The following is an 18,885-nucleotide window of genomic DNA, read 5'->3' on the forward strand; positions in this document are numbered from 1 at the left end:
GACGATATCAAGGGCCTGACTGAGCTGCATAAAAAAATCCGGAAACGAAGCGTTTCCGGATTCTTACACAGCCACTGGATCGTTCAACTGATCCTTAACTGATCGGCATTAGGGCAAACGCCCGGCTTTTTTATTTCCTGTTACTCATTTCTTTCCACCGCTTTAACGTTTCCTGCTGCCAAAGCTTCGCTTTTTATCCACTTCCCCGCATGATGACGGCTTCCTGTTAAACGTGCTGGACTCATCATGGATAGATTTGAAGAACTTCAGGTATTTGTCGCGGTGATTCAGCAAGGCAGCCTGGCCAGTGCTGCACGTTTTTTACAGCGATCTCCTCCAGTCATTACTCGCACATTGAATGCCCTCGAGTCCCGGTTGGGCACGACCCTGATTGAACGCACCACTCGTCAACTGGCGCCCACAGAAGCGGGCTGGCAGCTGTTCGAACGGGCTCAGCAAATATTAGGTGATTATCAGCACGCGCTCGATAGCGCGCATCACAGTGGCCTGCAGGGGCTGCTGCGCATCACCGCACCCGTGCCTTTCGGCCGCCGCCATGTCATGCCGCTGGTGAATGCATTCTTGCAGCAACATCCCGAGATGCAAATCGAAGTGGTGCTGAGTGACAGCTATCAGGATTTAATTGAGAACGGGTTGGATATCGCGCTGCGCATTGGCGAATTACAGGATTCTTCAATGGTGGCACGCAAAGTGGGCAACGTGCGTTCGACGTTGGTGGCGAGCCCGGAATATCTTCGGCTTGCAGGTGCTCCCGCCCATCCGGCAGAGCTGCAGCAACATACGGTGATCACCAGTTTGCGTCACACACGCGAATGGCGCTTTGCCCAGGATTTACGCGTGCGCATTTTGCCTCGTCTGCGCGTAAACGATATTGAAAGCCAGCTGGAAACGCTGCGTGGCGGCCAGGGGATTGGACGTTTGCTGTCGTACCAAGTGCTGGATGATATTCGTGAAGGCAAACTGATCCGTTTATTACCCGAGTGGGAGCCTGCCCCCTTGCCGGTACAACTGGTCACACAGCGGGTTAAAAACATGACGCCTAAGGTGCGTCAGTTCTGGGACTATGCGCTGGAACAATTGCCTGCGCTACCTTGTTTTACGCAGGAAAAGTTTAGAGCGGACCGTAATTCCTGATCGCGGTCACTGGTAAAAAATTTTCGCAGATTTATGCTAATTCGATCACAACCACACTTCCAGGAGAAGCCATGATGAAACTCTATTGCAAGCCCGGTGCCTGTTCGTTGTCACCGCATATTGTTGCGCGTGAATGCGGGCTGGACTTTACCCAGGTCAATGTCGATCTGCAGAAAAAGGTCACCGAGCAGGGAGAAGATTACTGGCAGATTAACCCAAAGGGACAAGTTCCGGCGCTGCAGTTTGATGACGGCAGCTTGTTAACCGAAGGCGTTGCCATTGTGCAGTATCTGGCGGATCTGAAGCCGGATCGCAATTTACTGGCACCGACCGGCAGCCTGACGCGCTACCACACCCTTGAATGGTTGAGCTTTGTCAGCAGTGAACTGCATAAAACCTTCTCGCCGCTGTTCCGTCCGGACACGCCGGAAGAGTACAAAGCGATTGTGCGGGCGCAGCTAGAGAAAAAATATCAGGCGGTAAATGAAGCGCTGCAGGATAAGCAGTGGCTGATGGGACTACGTTTCACCGTGGCCGATGTCTACCTGTTTGTGGTCACGCGTTGGGCAAAAGCCATCAAGCTGGATTTGAGCGGGTTAACGGCGCTTGAATCCTGGTTTGATCGCGTGGCGGAGCGCCCTGCGGTGCAGGCAGCATTGAAGGCGGAAGGTTTGGTTTAAGCCGATTCAGGCGCACCCTGTGCGCCTGTTTTGCCTCTTGTCTGCAGGCCACCGGGTGGTCGCCTGCAGATTTCGCAGCCGTTACAGCTTCTCAGCAGCAAAGTGCTGAGTCGGTTGTGCAATTGCATCCTGCGCTGCTACCAGTTGCAACTCGTACTCGCCCATCTCGTGAGTTTTCAGCATCACTTCATACACTGCGGCGGTCACGTGTTCCAGTGCATCCTGTAACGATTTGCCGTGCAGCAGATCGACCAGCAGCAAACCACTGGTGAGATCGCCCACGCCCACCGGCTGACGAACCCCGAAATCCACCAGCGGACGGCTGATATGCCAGCACTCGTCAGCGGTGACCAGCAGCATCTCGAAGCGATCGCTGCGACGTCCGGCACGCGCCAGATGTTTCACCAGCACCACTTTCGGTCCCTGCGCCACTAACGTGCGTGCCGCCACTACCGCCTGCTCAACATTCGCCACTTCGTGGCCGCTGAGCATTTCCAGCTCCAGCAGGTTCGGCGCGATGATATCGCTGGCTGGCATCGCCATCTTGCAATGGAACTCCGCGACGCCAGGTGCCACGATGCAGCCCTTCGCGGGATGGCCCATCACCGGATCGCAGAAGAACCAGGCGTTGGGGTTGGCGGCTTTCACCTGACGCACGATTTCCAGAATCTGCTCGCCCTGCTCTGCAGACCCTAAATAGCCGCTCAGCACCGCATCACAGGTCTTCAGACGGTCAATCGCCGCAATGCCTTTAACGATGTCGGTGAGATGCGTAGCGGGCATCACAGTGCCGGTCCAGTGACCGTATTGCGTGTGGTTAGAGAACTGTACGGTGTTTAACGGCCAAACGTTTGCGCCCATACGGCGCATGGGGAATTCGGCGGCGCTGTTACCGGCGTGGCCGTAAACCACATGAGACTGGATTGCGAGGATATTTTTCATTATTGCCCTGTACTGCCTTGCCATAAAAAAGGGCCGGAAACCGGCCCTCGAACCTTACTGCCAGTTAATCAGGCAGTAGTGTTTTTTACCGCGACGCAACAGCGTGAAGCGACCAAACAGTTTGTCGCTGTCGCTGAAACGATACTCGGCGTCAGATTGTTTTTCACCGTTTAGCGACACGGCGTTGGAACCGATCATGGTACGCGCCTGGCCACGAGACGGCACCAGCTCAGCCGCCACCAGCGCCTGTTGCAGGTCATCTTCTGCATTCAGATTGATCACCGGCATACCGTCTTGCGCCAGCTGTTCGAAGTCCGCTTCGGTCATCTCGGTCAGGCTGCCGGAGAACAGGCTGTCGGTAATACGTTTTGCCGCCGTCAGACCCGCTTCGCCGTGCACCAGACGTGTTACCTGCTCTGCCAGCACGTATTGGGCGCGTGGCGCTTTACCGCTGTTCTTGTCTTCTTCTTCCAGCGCATTGATCTCTTCAATGCTCATAAAGGTGAAGAACTTCAGGAAGCGATACACGTCAGCATCGGCGGTGTTGATCCAGAACTGGTAGAATTTGTATGGGCTGGTTTTCTTCGCATCGAGCCACACTGCGCCACCTTCGGTTTTACCGAATTTGGTGCCATCGGATTTGGTGATCAGCGGAACGGTCAAGCCCCACGCCTGCTGCTGATGCAGACGGCGCGTCAGATCGATACCTGACGTGATGTTGCCCCACTGGTCAGAACCGCCAATCTGCAGCACCACATCGTGACGCTTGTTCAGTTCCGCAAAGTCGTAACCCTGCAGCAAGTTGTAGGAGAACTCGGTGTAAGAAATCCCCTGATCTTCACGGTTCAGACGTTGTTTCACCGCTTCGCGGTTGATCATCTGGTTCACCGAGAAGTGCTTACCGATGTCACGCAGGAAAGTCAGCACGTTCATGCCGCCAAACCAGTCGTAGTTGTTCGCTGCGATAGCACTATTATCGCCGCAGTCGAAGCTGAGGAATGGCGCCACCTGGTTGCGGATCTTCTCAACCCATTCGCCCACGGTATCCGCGGTGTTAAGTTTACGTTCTGCTGCTTTAAAGCTGGGATCGCCAATCAGACCGGTGGCACCACCCACCAGCGCGACCGGCTTGTGTCCGGCGTCCTGAAAACGTTTCAGGCAGAGCAGCGGCACCAGATGGCCCAAATGCAAGCTATCAGCGGTCGGATCGAAGCCGCAATAGAGTGCAATTGGCCCTTGCGCCAGTCGCTCTGCTAACGCTTCCTCGTCCGTTACCTGGGCGACTAAGCCCCTTTCTTGCAATTGTTGTATCAGGTTACTGCTGGTCATCACTGACTCCAAATTGATCAGACTGCACCTAGGCTGGTACACAGCTTTCCGCTGAGATGCGGATACGAAAAAAATGAGGGCTATAGCATAAAGCGCTGACGCCAACTGCGCCAGCGTTGAAAGGGGGTAAAACGCAGTTTTACGGCGCTAAACGGTCAATCGTCCAGCCGTTGCCTTCACGTTGGTAGAGGAAGCGGTCGTGCAGGCGATGTTCGCCGCCCTGCCAGAACTCCACGGTATGGAATTTGACGCGATATCCGCCCCAGAAACTGGGTAAAGGCACTTCGCCTTGCTGAAATTTTTGCTTAAGTTCAAGGAACTTGCCTTCCAGCACACCACGCGCCGAAATACGGCTTGATTGCTTTGACACCCAGGCACCGATCTGGCTATCCCGTGGGCGGCTGCTAAAGTATTTCAGCACTTCCAGTGGCGACAGTTTTTCCACTTCTCCTAATACCATCACCTGGCGTTCAAGAAAGTGCCATGGGAAATGCAGCGAGATGCGCGGATTGTCCGCCAACTGCAGCGCTTTGCGGCTGCCCAGATTGGTGTAAAACACCATGCCTTGTTCATCGTAATGCTTCAGCAACACAATACGCTGATAAGGCTGGCCGCTGCTGTCAACGGTGGCGACGGTCATTGCTGTAGGATCGGGCAATTGGGCATCGCACGCCTGCTTGAGCCAGTGTTCAAACAACGCCAGCGGATTGTCTGGCAGATCGTTACGTCTAAGCCCGCCGCGAGTGTACTCACGACGTAAATGGGCAATGTTTTGCAAGCTGTCACTGTCGCTCATGCTGATTCTCTTCGTTACTGGGCGGACGTATCCGCATTTTGCAATTCACAGTCATTAATCACGATTTTGTCATTACGCTCAACAAAAGCGCCATTGCCTTTCGACCAGAAGACATAAGTGCCGTCGCTGTAGCGCGCGCCGGAAGCTGATACGGTTTGGGTTAAGGTGAGCGGTTTACCATCCAGAATAAAGCTCACCTGCTGCTTTGGATTGTCCAGTGTCACCGTTAACGGTAACGTGCCGCACTGATAGCGCAATGTCTGTGGTGTAGGCTGCTCTTTGTGCATCATGCCGCAGCCACTCATCGCGACGACACAGCTCAACAGAATAACGATTTTTTTCATCTTTCACTCCTTAATGTGTCAATCGGGCATTCGCCGGATAAATGGCGCCCAATACACTCATTTCCCGTGCACCAGTGACGGCCGGCAAATTGCCTGGCAAACCGGACAAGGTGCGAAACGCCAGCCAGGCGAAGGCCAACGCTTCCATATCATCACCACTGATCCCGGCGTCATCCGTCGTCCCCACTTCTGTACCCGGCAAATGGGCCGCCAGCCGCGCCATCAGCAATGGGTTGCGACTGCCGCCACCACACACCAGCAGGCGATCGCAGCCATCATTGAGCTGAACTTGTTGAGCAATGGTCAATGCGGTGAGTTCGCTGAGTGTGGCCTGCACATCCTGCGGTGCCAGCGCCGGGAAACGCTGTAATTGACGTTCAACCCAGCCGAGATTGAAGTATTCACGACCGGTACTTTTCGGTGGTGGCAGCGCAAACCAGGGGTCGTTGAGCATTTCCTCCAGCAGTGCAGGCACCACCTGACCACTTCGCGCCCAGCTAGCATCCTTATCATAGGGCACGCCCTTATGACGCCAAATCCAGGCATCAATCAACATATTGCCAGGCCCGGTATCAAAGCCACGCACAGGCTGACCGGGGATCAATAATGACAGATTGGCAATACCGCCAATGTTGAGCACCATGCGCCGTTCAACACTGTCCATCAGCAGCGCCTGATGGAACGCGGGAACCAGTGGCGCGCCTTGTCCGCCTAAGGCCATGTCGCGACGACGAAAATCGGCCACCACGGTAATTCCCGTGGCGGCGGCGATTTGATTGCTGTCCCCAATCTGTAGCGTATTCGGGGCGTCGCTCTGCGGCTCATGCCACACGGTCTGACCGTGGCAACCTATTGCCATGATGTCGCTGGCTTCCAGCGATTGCTGCTGCATTAGCGTTAACACCGCTTCGGCAAATAGCTTGCCCAGCCGTGTATCCAGTTGGCCGAGTTGCGACAGCGTCAGCGATTGCCCCTGACAGATTGCCAGCACCTGTTGCCGAATCTCCTGCGGCATCGGGTGACAATAGCTGGCCTGCTGCGCCACCATATGATTATCAATCACCGCCAGTACCACATCGACACCGTCGAGGCTGGTGCCGGACATCACACCAATATAGCGTCCTGATTTCATAGCGGTTCCTTACTCACGCGCGAGTCTTCAATTCGATTCTGTTTAGCCTGGCAAATATCAGCGGCTAATTCTATGATAAAATTCCGCTTTTCAACCGCACCGCACACGGCATTTCAGCGATAAAATATTTTCAGCACGAAATTGAATTTTTGTTGAGGGGCAATGGTCTATCCTTCGCCTCAGCCGCGTATTATTTGGACATAGAGTCAATTGCCAGCTTTCTGTCTTATACTCTTGCTGTAGAGGACGAGAACATGGCGTTTTTTTGCATTAAGGAGCTTTCTGATGATTAAGCGTTTTGTAGCCGTGGCACTGACCGGCCTGACGCTGGCAGGTTGTGTCAGCAATGACACCCTTTCCGGTGATGTGTATAGCGCCAATGAAGCCAAACAAGTACAAAGTGTCTCATACGGTACTCTGGTGTCGGTTCGCCCGGTTAAAATCCAGGGTGGCGATGAAAATAACGTGATTGGCGCGATTGGTGGTGCGGTGCTGGGTGGTTTCCTCGGTAACACCATTGGTGGTGGCACCGGTCGCAGCCTGGCCACAGCAGGCGGTGCGGTACTTGGCGGCGTAGCGGGCCAGGGCGTGCAGGGTGCGGTCAACAAGTCTGACGGTGTTGAACTGGAGATCCGCAAAGACGATGGCAACACCATCATGGTGGTGCAGAAGCAGGCCGCAACCCGTTACTCTGTGGGCCAGCGCGTCGTGATGGCGTCAAACGGTAGCCAGGTCACCGTTTCACCACGCTAAGCGAACAGATAAAAAAAACCGACGCCAGCGCGTCGGTTTTTTTATTTCTCGCGGTTTTGGAACTCGAGAATGTTTTTTTCCAGTCGAGCAATCAGCGTGACCATTTGATTAATCTCTTCGAGGCTGATGCCCGAAAGGATGTCATCGCGGGTCGCATCAATCACATTTTCAACCTGCTCGATAATCGGCTCGGCCTGCTTCGTCAACTTAATGCGTTTGGCACGACGGTCGTTAGCACAGGTGGCACGCGTGATGAGTCCCTTCTCTTCCAACTGATCCAGCGTACGCACCAGCGAAGGTTGTTCAATACCAATGGCTTTGGCCAGCTGGATCTGCGACTGCTCTGGCGGAAGTTGATGAATATTGTGTAACGTCACCCAATGCGTTTGTGTCAACTCAAGCGGCTTCAAACGCTGGTCAATCAAGGCACGCCAGATGCGTACCAGCCGAGACAGGTCTGTACCGAGGGGCGTATCCATTTCATCTCCTTATAATTAGCTTGCTAGCTATCAAGCCAGATTTTACACTATTCTGCGAGTTTACAGGACAAATTACAAATCCCAGGCCAGACGGCACGCTCTCTTCTACGCTAGTTTGAGAGAGAACCTGGGACAATGAAGGATGAAGACACGTGTCCATTACCGCACTTTCCGCCACCGCTCCGCTTACCGACCTGGTATTTGGTGCCTCGCTGTTCTTTCCGCCGCTGTTTAAAGCTGTGCTGCTGGGTTTCTTTTTCTGGTTACTGATTCACCCGTTGCTGCGCGGCTGGATGTACTCCGGCGACATCTGGCATCCCACCTTAATGGATCTTTCCCTGTTTGTTCTGTGCGTCACTGGCGCACTGTGGATACTGAGCCTCGGATAAATCACCATGAAATTCAACCCTTTTAAATACTTTTCAACACTGGTGGTGTTTGCCCTGGCCCTGATTGCCGGCTGGTGGATGTGGAACTACTACATGCAGTCACCGTGGACACGTGATGGCAAAGTGCGCGCTGAGCTGGTTGATATCACACCGGAAGTGTCTGGCCGCATCATTGATCTCAAGGTGCATGACAACCAGTTTGTGCATAAAGGTGACATCCTTTTAAAGATCGATCCCGTGCCCTGGCAAATTGCGCTGGATAATGCGGATGCCCAACTGGCGAAGGCGCAATCCGATTTGGCCAAAGCCCAACACGAAGCCAATCGCCGTGCCAGCCTGCCACGTAATGTGATCTCAGCAGAAGATATGGATGCCGCACGACTGACAGCGAACGCCGCCGCAGCAACGGCTAAAGCGGCACAGGCGAGTCTGGATCAGGCGCGCTGGAATCTGCAACAAACCACCCTTACCGCGCCCACCGACGGTTGGATCAGCAACCTGACGCTGCGTCCCGGCAACTACGCCACCGCCGGAACACCGTTGTTCGCCCTGGTGGATAGCCACTCCTATTATGTGATGGGCTATTTCGAAGAGACCAAACTGCGTCACATTCAGCCCGGCGCCGACGCGCAAATCGTACTCTACAGTAATGGCACTCGCTTACAGGGAAAAGTGGAGAGTATCGGGCGCGCTATTTACGATCAGAGCGTTTCTACCGATGGCGGTTTAGTGCCAGACATCAAACCCAACGTGCCTTGGGTGCGCTTGGCACAGCGTGTGCCGGTACGCATTCGTTTGGATGCGATTCCGGATGATGTTCCGCTCGTGGCGGGCACCACCTGTACGATTTCCATCGCACATTGAGGCCGTCATGAATCTGCAGTGGCTGGCCTGGCAAAATCTGCCGTGGATTAAAGCAACCGGCGGCGAATGGCGCTATGCCTTGCGTAATGCGATTGCGATGTGTCTGGCGCTCACCATCGCCTATGCGCTGCAACTGGATGAACCCTATTGGGCGATAACCTCCGCCGCCGTGGTGAGTTTTCCCACCGTGGGCGGTGCGATCAGTAAAAGTCTGGGGCGTATTGTCGGCAGCCTGCTCGGTGCCACCGCCGCGCTGCTGATTGCCGGGCATACGCTCAACGAACCCTGGCTATTTGCCTTTTTTATGGCCGGCTGGCTGGCGTTTTGTACCTGGATCGCCAACCACTATCAAAACAATGTCGCCTACGCATTCTCTCTGGCCGGTTACACCGCAGCGATCATTGCCTTTAGCAGCGTCAATATTACCGATGTGACCCAATTGTGGGATATCACTCAGGCGCGCGTTTGCGAGGTGATTTCAGGCATTTTATGTGCCGGACTGATGATGATGGTTTTGCCCAGTACATCAGATGGCAACACCTTGATGACTTCACTGCGGCAGATGCACGCCCGTCTGCTCGACCATGCGGTTTTACTGCTGCAACAAAGCAGTACTGATAACGTGCGCACCGCGCATGAGAATGTCATCAGCCAGATTCTCACTATGAACTTGCTGCGTATTCAGGCCTTCTGGAGCCATTACCGCTATCGCCGTCAGAACAACGTGCTTAACTATGTTTTGCACCAGCAGTTGCGCCTGACCAGCGTTCTCTCCAGCCTGCGCCGCATGCTGCTGAACTGGCCGGATGCACCACCGGAACTCTACACCGCCATTCAACAGTTGTTACACGAACTCGCATTGCCGCAGTGTGATAAATATCGTCTGGCGCGCATACTGCGTAGCGTAACACCGGACGCCACCGGCGATTATCGTCAGCGCGCGTTTGTTCAACGTTTACGTTATTTCTGCTGGGTTTACCTCAACGTTAATCGCTGGATACGTTTGATTGAGCGCGCAGACGCCGATACGCGCTTTCAACCGCCAAAAGTGCCCTCTCTGGCACGTGAAAGCGACAGCGCTGAAGCCGGCTGGAGTGCGTTGCGCACCTTCAGCGTGATCATGCTGGGCTGCGCTTTCTGGATTGGCACACAATGGGATGCAGGCGCAGCAGCGTTAACGCTGACGGCGATTGCCTGCGTGCTCTACTCTTCCGCTCCCTCCCCCAGCGGCAGCGTGTCACTGTTGCTGAAAACCCTGCTATGGCTATCGGTGTTTAGTTTTCTGCTGCAATACGGTTTGATGGTACAAATCAGCGCCCTGTGGCAATTTCTGCTGGTGCTGTTTCCGCTGCTGATCACCTTGCAACTGTTTAAGCTGCAGCAGAAAAAGCGCGCGGGGATGTGGGGACAATTTATTGTGTTTATGGGTTCATTTATTGCCGTCACCAACCCGCCAGACTGGGATTACCAAAGCTTTCTCAATGACAATCTGGCCAAAGTGTGTGGCGTGCTGCTGGCATGGATGGCTTTTCAGGTACTGCGCCCCAGCTCCGATGCGCGCCGTAGCCGCAGGCATATTCGCGCGTTACGCCATGCATTTCTTGACCAGCTGCGACGCCATCCACGTCTCAGCGAGAGCCACTTTGAATCGCAGATCTACCATCACATCAGCCAGCTGAGTAGTAGCCGTGATGAACAGGCGCGTGTCTGGCTGCTGCGCTGGGGCGTGGTGCTGCTCAACTGTTCCCATATTGTCTGGCAATTACGCGAATGGCGGCCAGCCTCAGCCACTCTGGCGCAAATGCGCGATAGCAGTTTGCAGGATCTGCAACGGATTATGAGCCTGCGCGGCGTGCGTCATACTTCGTTGCAGGCCACGCTGGATGAGCTGGAAGGGATGATTGCGCAACTGCAGCAGCAGCCTGATAGCGAAGCCAATACGCTGGCGGGCATTTTATGGCGCCTGCGCTGTTCGTTAGCACAGTTAAGTCAGGCGGTGCCGGATTGATTACTGGCAATATTGTGTGGTCTGGCGGTTAAAATCGTCCTGCAACTGCTGCAAGGTTTTGTGCCCTTCAAAACGGGTTTTGTCTTGCTCGGTCATCGGCTCAATCACCAGGTATCGCTCCTCATACGAATAGATAAAGCGACGATCGAGAAACGTGCCGGTGAAACTTTTCCCCCGGATTGAGCCGCAAACCGTGGTTAACGTGCGGTGAAAAAACTCGGTGTGCAGGAAATTGGTTTCGGTGGCGCTGCGCAGCACATTCTGACAGCCCTGTGCCTGTAACTGTTCGAGCGTGTGCGGGGTAAGCCACTCCCGTCCGCGAGCGATATCTTCACAACTTGCACGCAGCGGGTTGGTATCAATGGTGCGCTGTAACTGGCGGCTGGTGTCTAACCTCAACTGCGTTTCGTTAGGTTGATCACATCCCGCGAGTAATACACATAACAGCAAAATCCCACGCGTTTTCATTCCTGCCCCTGAGAGGTTTTATTCCTGAATCAACATCATAGGACGGATAGCGTGCGGAGTGTAGCGGGAAAGTGGGTCAGAATTTTTCCGGCAGTGAAAAGATGCAGACGGCAGATTGCCTGCCGCCTGAGAGTTTAAATCACACCGCAGGCAAATCGGGCACCGCCTCCCCCTAACGGCTGCGGATGATCTGCATGATTATCGCCACCCACATGAACCATTAACGCCTTCCCTTTCACTTCGCTCAGCGATTTTATACGCGGCGCCACCACCGGGTAATCGGCCTTGCCATCATCAGTGACATACAGAGCAGGCAGATCGCCCAGATGACCTTCGGCGTAAGGCCCGAGATGTTTGCCGGTGTTTTGTGGATCCAGATGTCCACCCGCTGCGCCGGCCGCAACAGTTTTGCCATCCGATTGACCAGGCTCACAACTGCCTTTGGCATGCACGTGGAAGCCGTGAATACCCGGTTTAAGGCCGGTTAGCGCGGGGGCGAACTGCAAACCATATGGCGTTTCACTGATAGTGACTTTGCCAATGGCGGCGCCGATACCCTGTGCGGTGACCTCATGCAATGTCACCTCTTCAGAGGCGGCCTGAGCGCCAGCAGCACAGACCAGCGCCAGTGTGGCGATGAGAATTTTTTTCATAACGTCTCCTTACGGTTGAAATGCCCTGTAAGCCTGGACCGGAATAGGCCAGGCTGCCGTAATTTGACGTAGTTTTACGCTTCAGGGCACATCAAAACCGAGTGCCGCTTTGCGAATGCGGAACCACTGCTGACGATCGAGCGACAGTTGGCAAGCGCCTGCCGCTTCGCTGACGCGCGTGGCTTTACCGGATCCGATGATTGGCAGTGGGCGGCTTGGCAATTTCATCACCCATGCATACACCACCTGTTCAATGCTGCTCGCGCCGATTTCCTGTTTGACCTGCTCAAGCTCATCACGCAGCGGCTGATAATGCGCATCGTTAAACAGACGTCCACCGCCTAAACAGGACCATGCCATCGGGCGGATGCGCACCTGCTGACACTGGTCGAGCGTGCCATCGAGCAGCGTTGACTGTTCCAGCGGTGAGATTTCCAGTTGGTTGGTCACCAGGCTAAACGGCAGGCGAGATTGCAGCAGCGTGAACTGGGAAGCGGTAAAGTTCGACACGCCGAAGTGACGCACTTTGCCGCTCTGATGCAGTGCCATAAAGGCTTCGGCCATTTCATCTGCATCCATTAACGGATCCGGGCGATGAATCAGCAGCAGATCGAGATAATCGGTGTTGAAGTAGCGCAGGGAATTTTCCGCACTGTGCAGGATGTGGCTGGCCTCGGTAATGTAATGGCCAATTTTATGTTCCGGTTTGGCGCGTGTTGCAATGCCGCATTTGGTGACAATCTGCAGTTTTTCACGCAGCCCCGGTGCCAGACGCAGCGCCTCGCCAAAAGCGGCTTCACAACCGTAGTTACCATAAATATCGGCGTGATCGACCGTGGTGATGCCCAATGACAGATGATGCTCGATAAAAGCCACTAACTGCTGCGGCGTCATGCCCCACTCCAGCAGGCGCCAGTAGCCAACGATCAGCGGTGAGAATTGAGGTCCCTGCGGGGCGATAGTTTGCGGTTGTAACATCGGTAAACTCCCTTGAACGCGAAAGCGGAAAGCGAAGCTGGGAGTATAACGGAAAGGCAAATCATCGTTTTCTTAAAACAGTGAGGGTTGTTCCGGATCATGATTCTCATCGACTTTTTGTTGTCGATGCAGGCGCAGCCAGCGTTGGCGACATAACCGCAACACATCACGTTTTTGCGCATCGGTAAACTTCATCCAGTTAAAGCGTTCCTCACGGCTACGCAGACAGCCGCGACAATAGCCGCGCGCATCACTCTGACAGATGCCGCGACACGGGCTGGGAACAGGAAAGAACTCTAATTGCTCGGCCACATCCACTCCGGTTTAACAATAAGCTTTATATTGATAACAGCTTAGTGACATTGTGCAAAGCGTATACGTAGTTCGCCCAGATTTCATCCAGCCATCACCACGGAAATGGATATTTACCATTGTTCTCAGCGCAAAAACCCTTGGTTGGGTACTGTTTAATAAGCGTTAAGGTTTTCCTCATATTGAATTCATACGATTGTCACATTCCATCCTGCTACTGAGTTTTCATGAAATTCCCGAACAAGTTACAGTGCCATGCCAGCAGTTTTAATCTGATTGCCGCCCTGTTTTTTACCCTCGTGCTCAACGCCCTGTTTCTACTGCGCGCGTGGGAAATTATCCCTTACGATCGCCTTCACGATTACCTGTTTGCTGCCAGCATTCCGGTGGTGCTGGCCTCTGCGTTCTATCTGATTTTCTCGTTGCTGGCATGGCCCTATGTTCGCAAGCCGCTGCTTATTCTGTTGGTGCTGGCCAGCGCCGCCGCTAACTACTTTATGCACAGCTTCGGTACGGTGATCGACACCAACATGATCGAAAACGTGTTTGAGTCGGATGCTCAGGAAGCTGGAGCACTGATCAGCAGTGGTTATGTGGTGTGGATGATCTTGATGGGGTTGGTGCCCGTCGCCGCCATCTGCATGGTGCGCATTAAAACGGGCCAACGCTGGTGGTGGAGCCTGCTGCAACGCCTGGCCGGGGCGCTGGGTGCGATTTTGCTGATTCTGCTGATGGCGGTGCTGTTCTACAAAGATTACGCTTCGCTGATTCGCAACAATAAAGGGCTGGTGAAGATGATCACCCCGGCCAATATTGTCAGCGGCACCGGTCATTACGTTGATCAGCGTTATCTGCAAGGCAGCCAGGCGCTGGTCAAAATTGGCCAGGATGCCAAAAAAGGCCCGCTGATCACCGCGGAACCGAAGAAAACGCTGGTGGTATTAGTGGTCGGCGAAACCGGACGTGCTGAGAACTTCTCTCTTGGCGGCTATGCGCGTGAAACCAATCCTGAGCTGAAAAAACAGCAGGTTATCTACTATCCCGACGCCAGTTCTTGTGGCACGGAGACCGCCATTTCAGTGCCCTGCATGTTCTCCAACATGCCGCGAGAACATTACGACGCCAACCTGGCGCATCATCAGGAAGGCGTGTTAGATATCCTCGCCCACGCCGGGGTCAGTGTGTTGTGGCGCGAAAACGATGGCGGCTGTAAAGGGGCCTGCGATCGCGTGCCGCACACCGATATGACACAGTGGAATTTATCGCAATATTGCCACGATGGTTTCTGCCTCGATGATGTTCTGCTGCATCGTTTTGATAACTATGTGGACAGTCTGCACAATGACGGGATTATCGTGTTACATCAAATGGGCAGCCACGGTCCGGCCTATTATCAGCGCTATCCGGCGGAATTCCGTCGCTTCACGCCAACCTGCGATAGCAACCAGATTCAGGATTGCGATCATCAGGCGTTGGTGAATACCTATGATAACTCTCTGTTGTACACCGACGATATGGTGAGCCGCACCATTGATAAACTCAAAGCTTTGAGCGATCGCTTCAACGTAGCGCTGGTCTATCTCTCAGATCACGGTGAATCACTGGGTGAACACGGTATGTATCTGCACGGTGCGCCTTATATGTTTGCGCCCTCACAGCAGACACATATCCCACTGTTGATGTGGATGTCACCAGGCTATGCGTCGGCGTTCCACATTAACGAGACCTGTTTACGCCAGCAGGCCGCGAGTGAGAAAGTGTCGCAAGACAATCTTTTCCATACGGTTTTGGGCATGTTCAACATCCAAACGCAAGAGTACCAACCGCAACTGGACATGATCAGATCGTGCCAAAATGCCGGATAAGGTTTGCATTAGACCGACTGGTCTAATACTGTGTGGCCCATGAACAAGACTGTGCAACGCAACGAAACCCGTGAACATCTGCTCGCTACTGGCGAGCAGGTTTGTCTGCAACGCGGTTTTACCGGCATGGGCCTGAGCGAAATGCTGGCGCTGGCGGAAGTGCCCAAAGGATCGTTTTACCACTACTTCCGCTCCAAAGAAGCTTTTGGCGTGGCGTTGCTGGAACGCTATTTCGTTAACTACCTGCAGCAGGTCGATCAACAGTTAAATCAGCCGGGCTTGTCAGCACGGGAACGTTTGCTGGCCCACTTCCGCTATGGCGCCACGCTATTTATCGAGCAAGGCCATATCGTGGGCTGTTTGGGTGTGAAGTTATCGGCGGAAGTCTGCGATTTATCAGAACCGATGCGTGATGCCTTGCAGCATGGTGCCAGCGCTATGATCGCGACTTATGCCCGCTGTTTGAGCGAAGTCGCCGCTGAACAGCCGCTGCCGTATGGACAAACGCCCGAGCAACTGGCACAGCGCTGTTACCTGTTGTGGTTAGGCGCCAGTTTGCAAAGCAAAATTTCGCGAGAGTCAGGCCCGATTACCTTGGCACTTGAAACCATTGAACAGTGGCTGAATGGCCACTGATTTTTAAAAACCGCAGTTTCTAGACGACCGGTCTACTTATAGGAGTCATCATGGCGAGTAAACAGCTGTTCTCCCCACTCAAAGTGGGCGCGATTACCGTACCTAACCGTGTATTTATGGCACCGCTGACGCGTCTGCGCAGCATTGAGCCGGGCGACATCCCAACCCCGCTGATGGCGGAATATTATCAGCAGCGCGCCAGCGCCGGTCTGATCATTACTGAAGCAACGCAGATCTCTTTCCAGGCGAAAGGTTATGCTGGTGCACCGGGTTTGCATACTCAGCAGCAAATTGCCGCGTGGAAAGTGATCAACGAAAGCATTCATGCGGCGAAAGGTCACAGCGCGGTGCAACTGTGGCACACCGGCCGTATTTCGCATAACAGCGTTCAGCCGGAAGGCAAAGCGCCTGTTGCACCTTCAGCTCTGGCTGCGGGCACGCGTACCTCATTGCGTGCTGAAGATGGCACCGTTTACCGTGAAGATACCTCCCTGCCGCGTGAATTGAGCGTGGCGGAAATTCAGCAGATCGTAAAAGATTTCGGTCAGGCGGCGGCAAACGCGCGTGAAGCCGATTTCGACCTGCTGGAGCTGCATTCTGCCCACGGCTACCTGATGCACCAGTTCCTGGCGCCGGGTTCTAACCAGCGTACCGATGAATACGGTGGCTCGATTGAGAAACGCGGTCGATTCGCGCTGGAAGTGGTGGATGCGGCGATTGCTAACTGGTCTGCCGATCGTATCGGCATTCGTATCTCGCCAATCGGAGCCTTTCAGAATCTGGAAAATGGAGCCGATGAAGAAGCTGCCGCGCTGTGGTACATCTCCGAGCTGGGCCAGCGTGGTCTCGCGTATCTGCACCTGTCTGAACCAGACTGGGCCGGTGGCCAGCCTTACAGCGATGCTTTCCGTGCAAAAGTGCGTGCGCTGTTCCCAGGCGTAATCATCGGTGCGGGTGCTTACAGCGTTGAGAAAGCTGACGACCTGATTGCACGTGGCTTGATTGATGCCGTGGCCTTTGGTCGCGACTTTATTGCTAACCCGGATCTGGTTGAGCGTCTGCAGCAAGACGCACCGCTGAATCCACAGCGTCCGGAAAGCTTCTACGGCGGCGGCGCTGAAGGCTATACGGATTACCCAAGCCTGTAAGAATCAAGCTGCCGCACCGGATGTGCGGCAGTGCTGTTTCTTCAGGGCATTAACTGGCTATACTTGCTAGTCTTTGTCATTCCCTGATGACTTTTCAAAAGAGGATGTTATGCGTTTACTTCACACCATGTTACGCGTTGGCGATCTGCAACGTTCTATCGATTTTTATACCCGTGTGCTGGGCATGCGCGTACTGCGTCAGAGCGAAAACACCGAATACAAATACACCCTGGCTTTCGTGGGTTACACCGAAGAGAGTGAAGGCGCGGTGATCGAACTGACCTACAACTGGGGCGTGGACAAGTACGACCTCGGTAATGCTTATGGTCATATCGCGCTGGGCGTCGATAACGTCGCTGAGACCTGCGAGCGCATCCGCAGTGTCGGTGGCAACGTGACGCGTGAAGCCGGTCCGGTAAAAGGCGGCACCACCATTATTGCCTTTGTTGAAGATCCCGATGGCTACAAAATCGAGCTGATCGAAAACAAACATGCTGGTCACGGCCTCGGTCACTGATGCCGTTAGTCAGTCTGCTAATTTGCAGGCTGACTTCCCTCTCCTGCTGCACCCTCCTGTAATTTTTGCCATAATGCGCGCTGCCCCATTTCTTGCTATGAGATCCTGATGTCTGAATCGAACGCCTTAAACGCTCTTCATCAACGCTTCCGTGGTTTTTATCCTGTGGTTATTGACGTCGAAACCGCCGGCTTTAACGCGCAAACCGATGCACTGCTGGAAATTGCGGCCACCACGCTCAAGATGGATGAGGACGGTTGGTTACACCGTGATGAAACCCTGCACTTTCACGTTGAGCCGTTCGAAGGCGCGATCCTGAATCCTGCGGCGCTGGCGTTTACCGGTATCGATCCCTCCAACCCTTTACGCGGCGCGGTGAGCGAATACGAAGCGCTGCATGCTATCTTCAAGATGGTGCGCAAAGGCACCAAAGATCATGGCTGTAATCGCGCAATTATCGTGGCGCACAATGCAACTTTCGATTTGAACTTTGTGATGGCCGCCGCCGAGCGCGCCAGCCTGAAGCGTAATCCCTTCCATCCGTTTGCGACCTTTGATACCGCGGCACTGAGCGGTTTGGTGTTGGGGCAGACGGTATTGGCAAAAGCCTGCAAAGCGGCGGGGATGGAGTTTGATAGCACGCAGGCGCACTCCGCGCTGTACGACACCGAGCAAACGGCCACGCTGTTCTGTGAGTTGGTGAATCGCTGGAAACGTTTGGGGGGTTGGCCACTGGCTTTCAGTGAAGAACAGGCTGAAGACGATGCCTCTGCCTGATTGGCTGATTGGCTGATTGGCTGATTGCCGGATGAGTACGCAAAGAAAAGGCCGACATGTGTCGGCCTTCTCAATTATTCCGCTTCTTTATACTTCTCAGCGGTTTCTTTCACCAGCGGCTGCAATTCGCCACGCTGGAACATCTCAACGATAATGTCGCAACCGCCGACCAGCTCGCCATCCACCCACAATTGCGGGAAAGTCGGCCAGTTGGCGTATTTTGGCAATTCTGCACGGATATCCGGGTTTTGCAGAATATCCACATACGCGAAGCGCTCACCACAGGCAGAAAGCGCCTGCACAGCCTGTGCAGAGAAACCGCAGCTTGGCAGTTTCGGGGAACCTTTCATGTATAACAGAATCGGGTTTTCTGCGATCTGGCGCTGAATTTTTTCAACAGTACTCATTATTGCCTTCCTTAATCCTTCACTTCGTGTTTGTTTATTGTAGCGACTTCAGCCCCGCACTGAAAACGGGATTTTGCGTTACCGACCGGCTGATCGCCATGTTTGTTAAGTGCTGAGTGTACAGATAACATTTTCCTATCATTAATAAGCATGAACAAATTAATAATTAGCAATAATTTCGCTGCGTTAAACAGCTGAAATCGCTCAATTTAGCGACATTATCTGCCTGGTAACAGATTAATAGAAAAAGGCC

General features: G+C 54.0%; 22 protein-coding genes. 11 read left to right on the forward strand and 11 right to left on the reverse strand.

Features of this window, described 5'->3' with window-relative positions; all coding sequences use genetic code 11:
• The first annotated feature begins 246 nt into the window (after positions 1 to 246).
• Both WFP70_RS08135 and gstA read left to right on the forward strand, forming a co-directional pair.
• Entirely contained in the window at positions 247 to 1,155 is a 909-nt protein-coding gene (locus tag WFP70_RS08135) for a LysR family transcriptional regulator (protein ID WP_337023278.1), read from the forward strand.
• 74 nt (positions 1,156 to 1,229) lie between these two features.
• Positions 1,230 to 1,835 (forward strand): glutathione transferase GstA, encoded by a 606-nt coding sequence (gstA, locus tag WFP70_RS08140; protein WP_196250085.1) that lies wholly within the window; start codon positions 1,230 to 1,232, stop codon positions 1,833 to 1,835.
• 81 nt (positions 1,836 to 1,916) lie between these two features.
• Here the strand turns inward: gstA and pdxY are convergent, their stop codons facing one another.
• The 5 genes from pdxY to anmK all read right to left on the reverse strand — a co-directional run bounded on the left by pdxY (position 1,917) and on the right by anmK (position 6,378).
• Positions 1,917 to 2,777: a pyridoxal kinase PdxY gene (gene pdxY / locus WFP70_RS08145; RefSeq protein ID WP_337023277.1), complete on the reverse strand. Its 861-nt coding sequence runs from the start codon at positions 2,775 to 2,777 to the stop codon at positions 1,917 to 1,919.
• A gap of 54 nt (positions 2,778 to 2,831) precedes the next feature.
• Positions 2,832 to 4,106 (reverse strand): tyrosine--tRNA ligase, encoded by a 1,275-nt coding sequence (gene tyrS / locus WFP70_RS08150; RefSeq protein WP_045813988.1) that lies wholly within the window; start codon positions 4,104 to 4,106, stop codon positions 2,832 to 2,834.
• A gap of 139 nt (positions 4,107 to 4,245) precedes the next feature.
• Positions 4,246 to 4,902 carry a pyridoxamine 5'-phosphate oxidase gene (gene pdxH, locus WFP70_RS08155; RefSeq protein ID WP_045834198.1) on the reverse strand — a complete coding sequence of 219 codons (657 nt, stop codon included), beginning with the start codon at positions 4,900 to 4,902 and terminating at the stop codon, positions 4,246 to 4,248.
• 14 nt (positions 4,903 to 4,916) lie between these two features.
• Positions 4,917 to 5,246 (reverse strand): MliC family protein, encoded by a 330-nt coding sequence (locus WFP70_RS08160; RefSeq protein ID WP_160869826.1) that lies wholly within the window; start codon positions 5,244 to 5,246, stop codon positions 4,917 to 4,919.
• A 10-nt stretch (positions 5,247 to 5,256) separates the two neighbouring features.
• Complete coding sequence (anmK, locus tag WFP70_RS08165) at positions 5,257 to 6,378, reverse strand: anhydro-N-acetylmuramic acid kinase (protein ID WP_166931592.1); 1,122 nt, start codon at positions 6,376 to 6,378, stop codon at positions 5,257 to 5,259.
• Between the two features lie 285 nt (positions 6,379 to 6,663).
• Here anmK and slyB point away from each other — a divergent pair, with 285 nt between their 5' ends.
• Positions 6,664 to 7,131: an outer membrane lipoprotein SlyB gene (slyB, locus tag WFP70_RS08170; protein WP_034821586.1), complete on the forward strand. Its 468-nt coding sequence runs from the start codon at positions 6,664 to 6,666 to the stop codon at positions 7,129 to 7,131.
• A 41-nt stretch (positions 7,132 to 7,172) separates the two neighbouring features.
• Here slyB and slyA read toward each other — a convergent pair whose 3' ends face one another.
• Entirely contained in the window at positions 7,173 to 7,610 is a 438-nt protein-coding gene (gene slyA, locus WFP70_RS08175; protein ID WP_034821588.1) for a transcriptional regulator SlyA, read from the reverse strand.
• 152 nt (positions 7,611 to 7,762) lie between these two features.
• Between slyA and WFP70_RS08180 the strand changes: the two genes are divergently transcribed.
• The 3 genes from WFP70_RS08180 to WFP70_RS08190 are packed head-to-tail and all read left to right on the forward strand — an operon-like array spanning position 7,763 to position 10,871.
• Positions 7,763 to 7,999 (forward strand): DUF1656 domain-containing protein, encoded by a 237-nt coding sequence (locus WFP70_RS08180; RefSeq protein ID WP_038647264.1) that lies wholly within the window; start codon positions 7,763 to 7,765, stop codon positions 7,997 to 7,999.
• Between the two features lie 6 nt (positions 8,000 to 8,005).
• Positions 8,006 to 8,863 (forward strand): efflux RND transporter periplasmic adaptor subunit, encoded by an 858-nt coding sequence (locus WFP70_RS08185; RefSeq protein ID WP_058959762.1) that lies wholly within the window; start codon positions 8,006 to 8,008, stop codon positions 8,861 to 8,863.
• 7 nt (positions 8,864 to 8,870) lie between these two features.
• Positions 8,871 to 10,871, forward strand: a complete 2,001-nt coding sequence (locus WFP70_RS08190) for an FUSC family protein (protein WP_337023276.1) — start codon at positions 8,871 to 8,873, stop codon at positions 10,869 to 10,871.
• Here WFP70_RS08190 and WFP70_RS08195 read toward each other — a convergent pair whose 3' ends face one another.
• The 4 genes from WFP70_RS08195 to WFP70_RS08210 all read right to left on the reverse strand — a co-directional run bounded on the left by WFP70_RS08195 (position 10,872) and on the right by WFP70_RS08210 (position 13,282).
• The gene (locus WFP70_RS08195; RefSeq protein ID WP_034821596.1) at positions 10,872 to 11,339 is read right to left on the reverse strand and encodes a hypothetical protein; all 468 of its coding nucleotides are present in this window, start codon (positions 11,337 to 11,339) and stop codon (positions 10,872 to 10,874) included.
• 134 nt (positions 11,340 to 11,473) lie between these two features.
• The gene (gene sodC / locus WFP70_RS08200; RefSeq protein WP_160869822.1) at positions 11,474 to 11,992 is read right to left on the reverse strand and encodes a superoxide dismutase family protein; all 519 of its coding nucleotides are present in this window, start codon (positions 11,990 to 11,992) and stop codon (positions 11,474 to 11,476) included.
• A gap of 81 nt (positions 11,993 to 12,073) precedes the next feature.
• A complete protein-coding gene (locus WFP70_RS08205; RefSeq protein ID WP_337023275.1) occupies positions 12,074 to 12,970 on the reverse strand; it encodes an aldo/keto reductase in 897 nt (298 codons plus the stop codon).
• A 72-nt stretch (positions 12,971 to 13,042) separates the two neighbouring features.
• Complete coding sequence (locus tag WFP70_RS08210; RefSeq protein ID WP_034821614.1) at positions 13,043 to 13,282, reverse strand: DUF1289 domain-containing protein; 240 nt, start codon at positions 13,280 to 13,282, stop codon at positions 13,043 to 13,045.
• A 227-nt stretch (positions 13,283 to 13,509) separates the two neighbouring features.
• Here WFP70_RS08210 and eptA point away from each other — a divergent pair, with 227 nt between their 5' ends.
• From eptA to rnt, 5 genes are all read left to right on the forward strand, one after another.
• Positions 13,510 to 15,147 carry a phosphoethanolamine transferase EptA gene (eptA, locus tag WFP70_RS08215; RefSeq protein WP_034821617.1) on the forward strand — a complete coding sequence of 546 codons (1,638 nt, stop codon included), beginning with the start codon at positions 13,510 to 13,512 and terminating at the stop codon, positions 15,145 to 15,147.
• Between the two features lie 39 nt (positions 15,148 to 15,186).
• Complete coding sequence (locus WFP70_RS08220) at positions 15,187 to 15,783, forward strand: TetR/AcrR family transcriptional regulator (protein ID WP_160834602.1); 597 nt, start codon at positions 15,187 to 15,189, stop codon at positions 15,781 to 15,783.
• Between the two features lie 50 nt (positions 15,784 to 15,833).
• Positions 15,834 to 16,931 carry an alkene reductase gene (locus WFP70_RS08225; RefSeq protein ID WP_058959756.1) on the forward strand — a complete coding sequence of 366 codons (1,098 nt, stop codon included), beginning with the start codon at positions 15,834 to 15,836 and terminating at the stop codon, positions 16,929 to 16,931.
• 109 nt (positions 16,932 to 17,040) lie between these two features.
• Positions 17,041 to 17,448, forward strand: coding sequence for a lactoylglutathione lyase (gene gloA, locus WFP70_RS08230; protein WP_034821634.1), 408 nt, complete (start codon positions 17,041 to 17,043; stop codon positions 17,446 to 17,448).
• Between the two features lie 108 nt (positions 17,449 to 17,556).
• Positions 17,557 to 18,225: a ribonuclease T gene (gene rnt / locus WFP70_RS08235; protein WP_160834601.1), complete on the forward strand. Its 669-nt coding sequence runs from the start codon at positions 17,557 to 17,559 to the stop codon at positions 18,223 to 18,225.
• A gap of 74 nt (positions 18,226 to 18,299) precedes the next feature.
• Here rnt and WFP70_RS08240 read toward each other — a convergent pair whose 3' ends face one another.
• The gene (locus WFP70_RS08240; protein ID WP_176505800.1) at positions 18,300 to 18,635 is read right to left on the reverse strand and encodes a Grx4 family monothiol glutaredoxin; all 336 of its coding nucleotides are present in this window, start codon (positions 18,633 to 18,635) and stop codon (positions 18,300 to 18,302) included.
• Positions 18,636 to 18,885: the final 250 nt, after the last annotated feature.

It is taken from the genome of Pantoea sp. USMM079, assembly GCF_037153115.1.
Taxonomy (GTDB): domain Bacteria; phylum Pseudomonadota; class Gammaproteobacteria; order Enterobacterales; family Enterobacteriaceae; genus Pantoea; species Pantoea communis.

Excerpts from the sequence above, each read along its gene's own strand:
- WFP70_RS08135 (WP_337023278.1), top strand. The coding sequence starts at position 247 with ATGGATAGATTTGAAGAACTTCAGGTATTTGTCGCGGTGATTCAGCAA.
- gstA (WP_196250085.1), top strand. The coding sequence starts at position 1,230 with ATGAAACTCTATTGCAAGCCCGGTGCCTGTTCGTTGTCACCGCATATT.
- pdxY (WP_337023277.1), bottom strand. The coding sequence starts at position 2,777 with ATGAAAAATATCCTCGCAATCCAGTCTCATGTGGTTTACGGCCACGCC.
- tyrS (WP_045813988.1), bottom strand. The coding sequence starts at position 4,106 with ATGACCAGCAGTAACCTGATACAACAATTGCAAGAAAGGGGCTTAGTC.
- pdxH (WP_045834198.1), bottom strand. The coding sequence starts at position 4,902 with ATGAGCGACAGTGACAGCTTGCAAAACATTGCCCATTTACGTCGTGAG.
- WFP70_RS08160 (WP_160869826.1), bottom strand. The coding sequence starts at position 5,246 with ATGAAAAAAATCGTTATTCTGTTGAGCTGTGTCGTCGCGATGAGTGGC.
- anmK (WP_166931592.1), bottom strand. The coding sequence starts at position 6,378 with ATGAAATCAGGACGCTATATTGGTGTGATGTCCGGCACCAGCCTCGAC.
- slyB (WP_034821586.1), top strand. The coding sequence starts at position 6,664 with ATGATTAAGCGTTTTGTAGCCGTGGCACTGACCGGCCTGACGCTGGCA.
- slyA (WP_034821588.1), bottom strand. The coding sequence starts at position 7,610 with ATGGATACGCCCCTCGGTACAGACCTGTCTCGGCTGGTACGCATCTGG.
- WFP70_RS08185 (WP_058959762.1), top strand. The coding sequence starts at position 8,006 with ATGAAATTCAACCCTTTTAAATACTTTTCAACACTGGTGGTGTTTGCC.
- WFP70_RS08190 (WP_337023276.1), top strand. The coding sequence starts at position 8,871 with ATGAATCTGCAGTGGCTGGCCTGGCAAAATCTGCCGTGGATTAAAGCA.
- WFP70_RS08195 (WP_034821596.1), bottom strand. The coding sequence starts at position 11,339 with ATGAAAACGCGTGGGATTTTGCTGTTATGTGTATTACTCGCGGGATGT.
- sodC (WP_160869822.1), bottom strand. The coding sequence starts at position 11,992 with ATGAAAAAAATTCTCATCGCCACACTGGCGCTGGTCTGTGCTGCTGGC.
- WFP70_RS08205 (WP_337023275.1), bottom strand. The coding sequence starts at position 12,970 with ATGTTACAACCGCAAACTATCGCCCCGCAGGGACCTCAATTCTCACCG.
- eptA (WP_034821617.1), top strand. The coding sequence starts at position 13,510 with ATGAAATTCCCGAACAAGTTACAGTGCCATGCCAGCAGTTTTAATCTG.
- WFP70_RS08220 (WP_160834602.1), top strand. The coding sequence starts at position 15,187 with ATGAACAAGACTGTGCAACGCAACGAAACCCGTGAACATCTGCTCGCT.
- WFP70_RS08225 (WP_058959756.1), top strand. The coding sequence starts at position 15,834 with ATGGCGAGTAAACAGCTGTTCTCCCCACTCAAAGTGGGCGCGATTACC.
- gloA (WP_034821634.1), top strand. The coding sequence starts at position 17,041 with ATGCGTTTACTTCACACCATGTTACGCGTTGGCGATCTGCAACGTTCT.
- rnt (WP_160834601.1), top strand. The coding sequence starts at position 17,557 with ATGTCTGAATCGAACGCCTTAAACGCTCTTCATCAACGCTTCCGTGGT.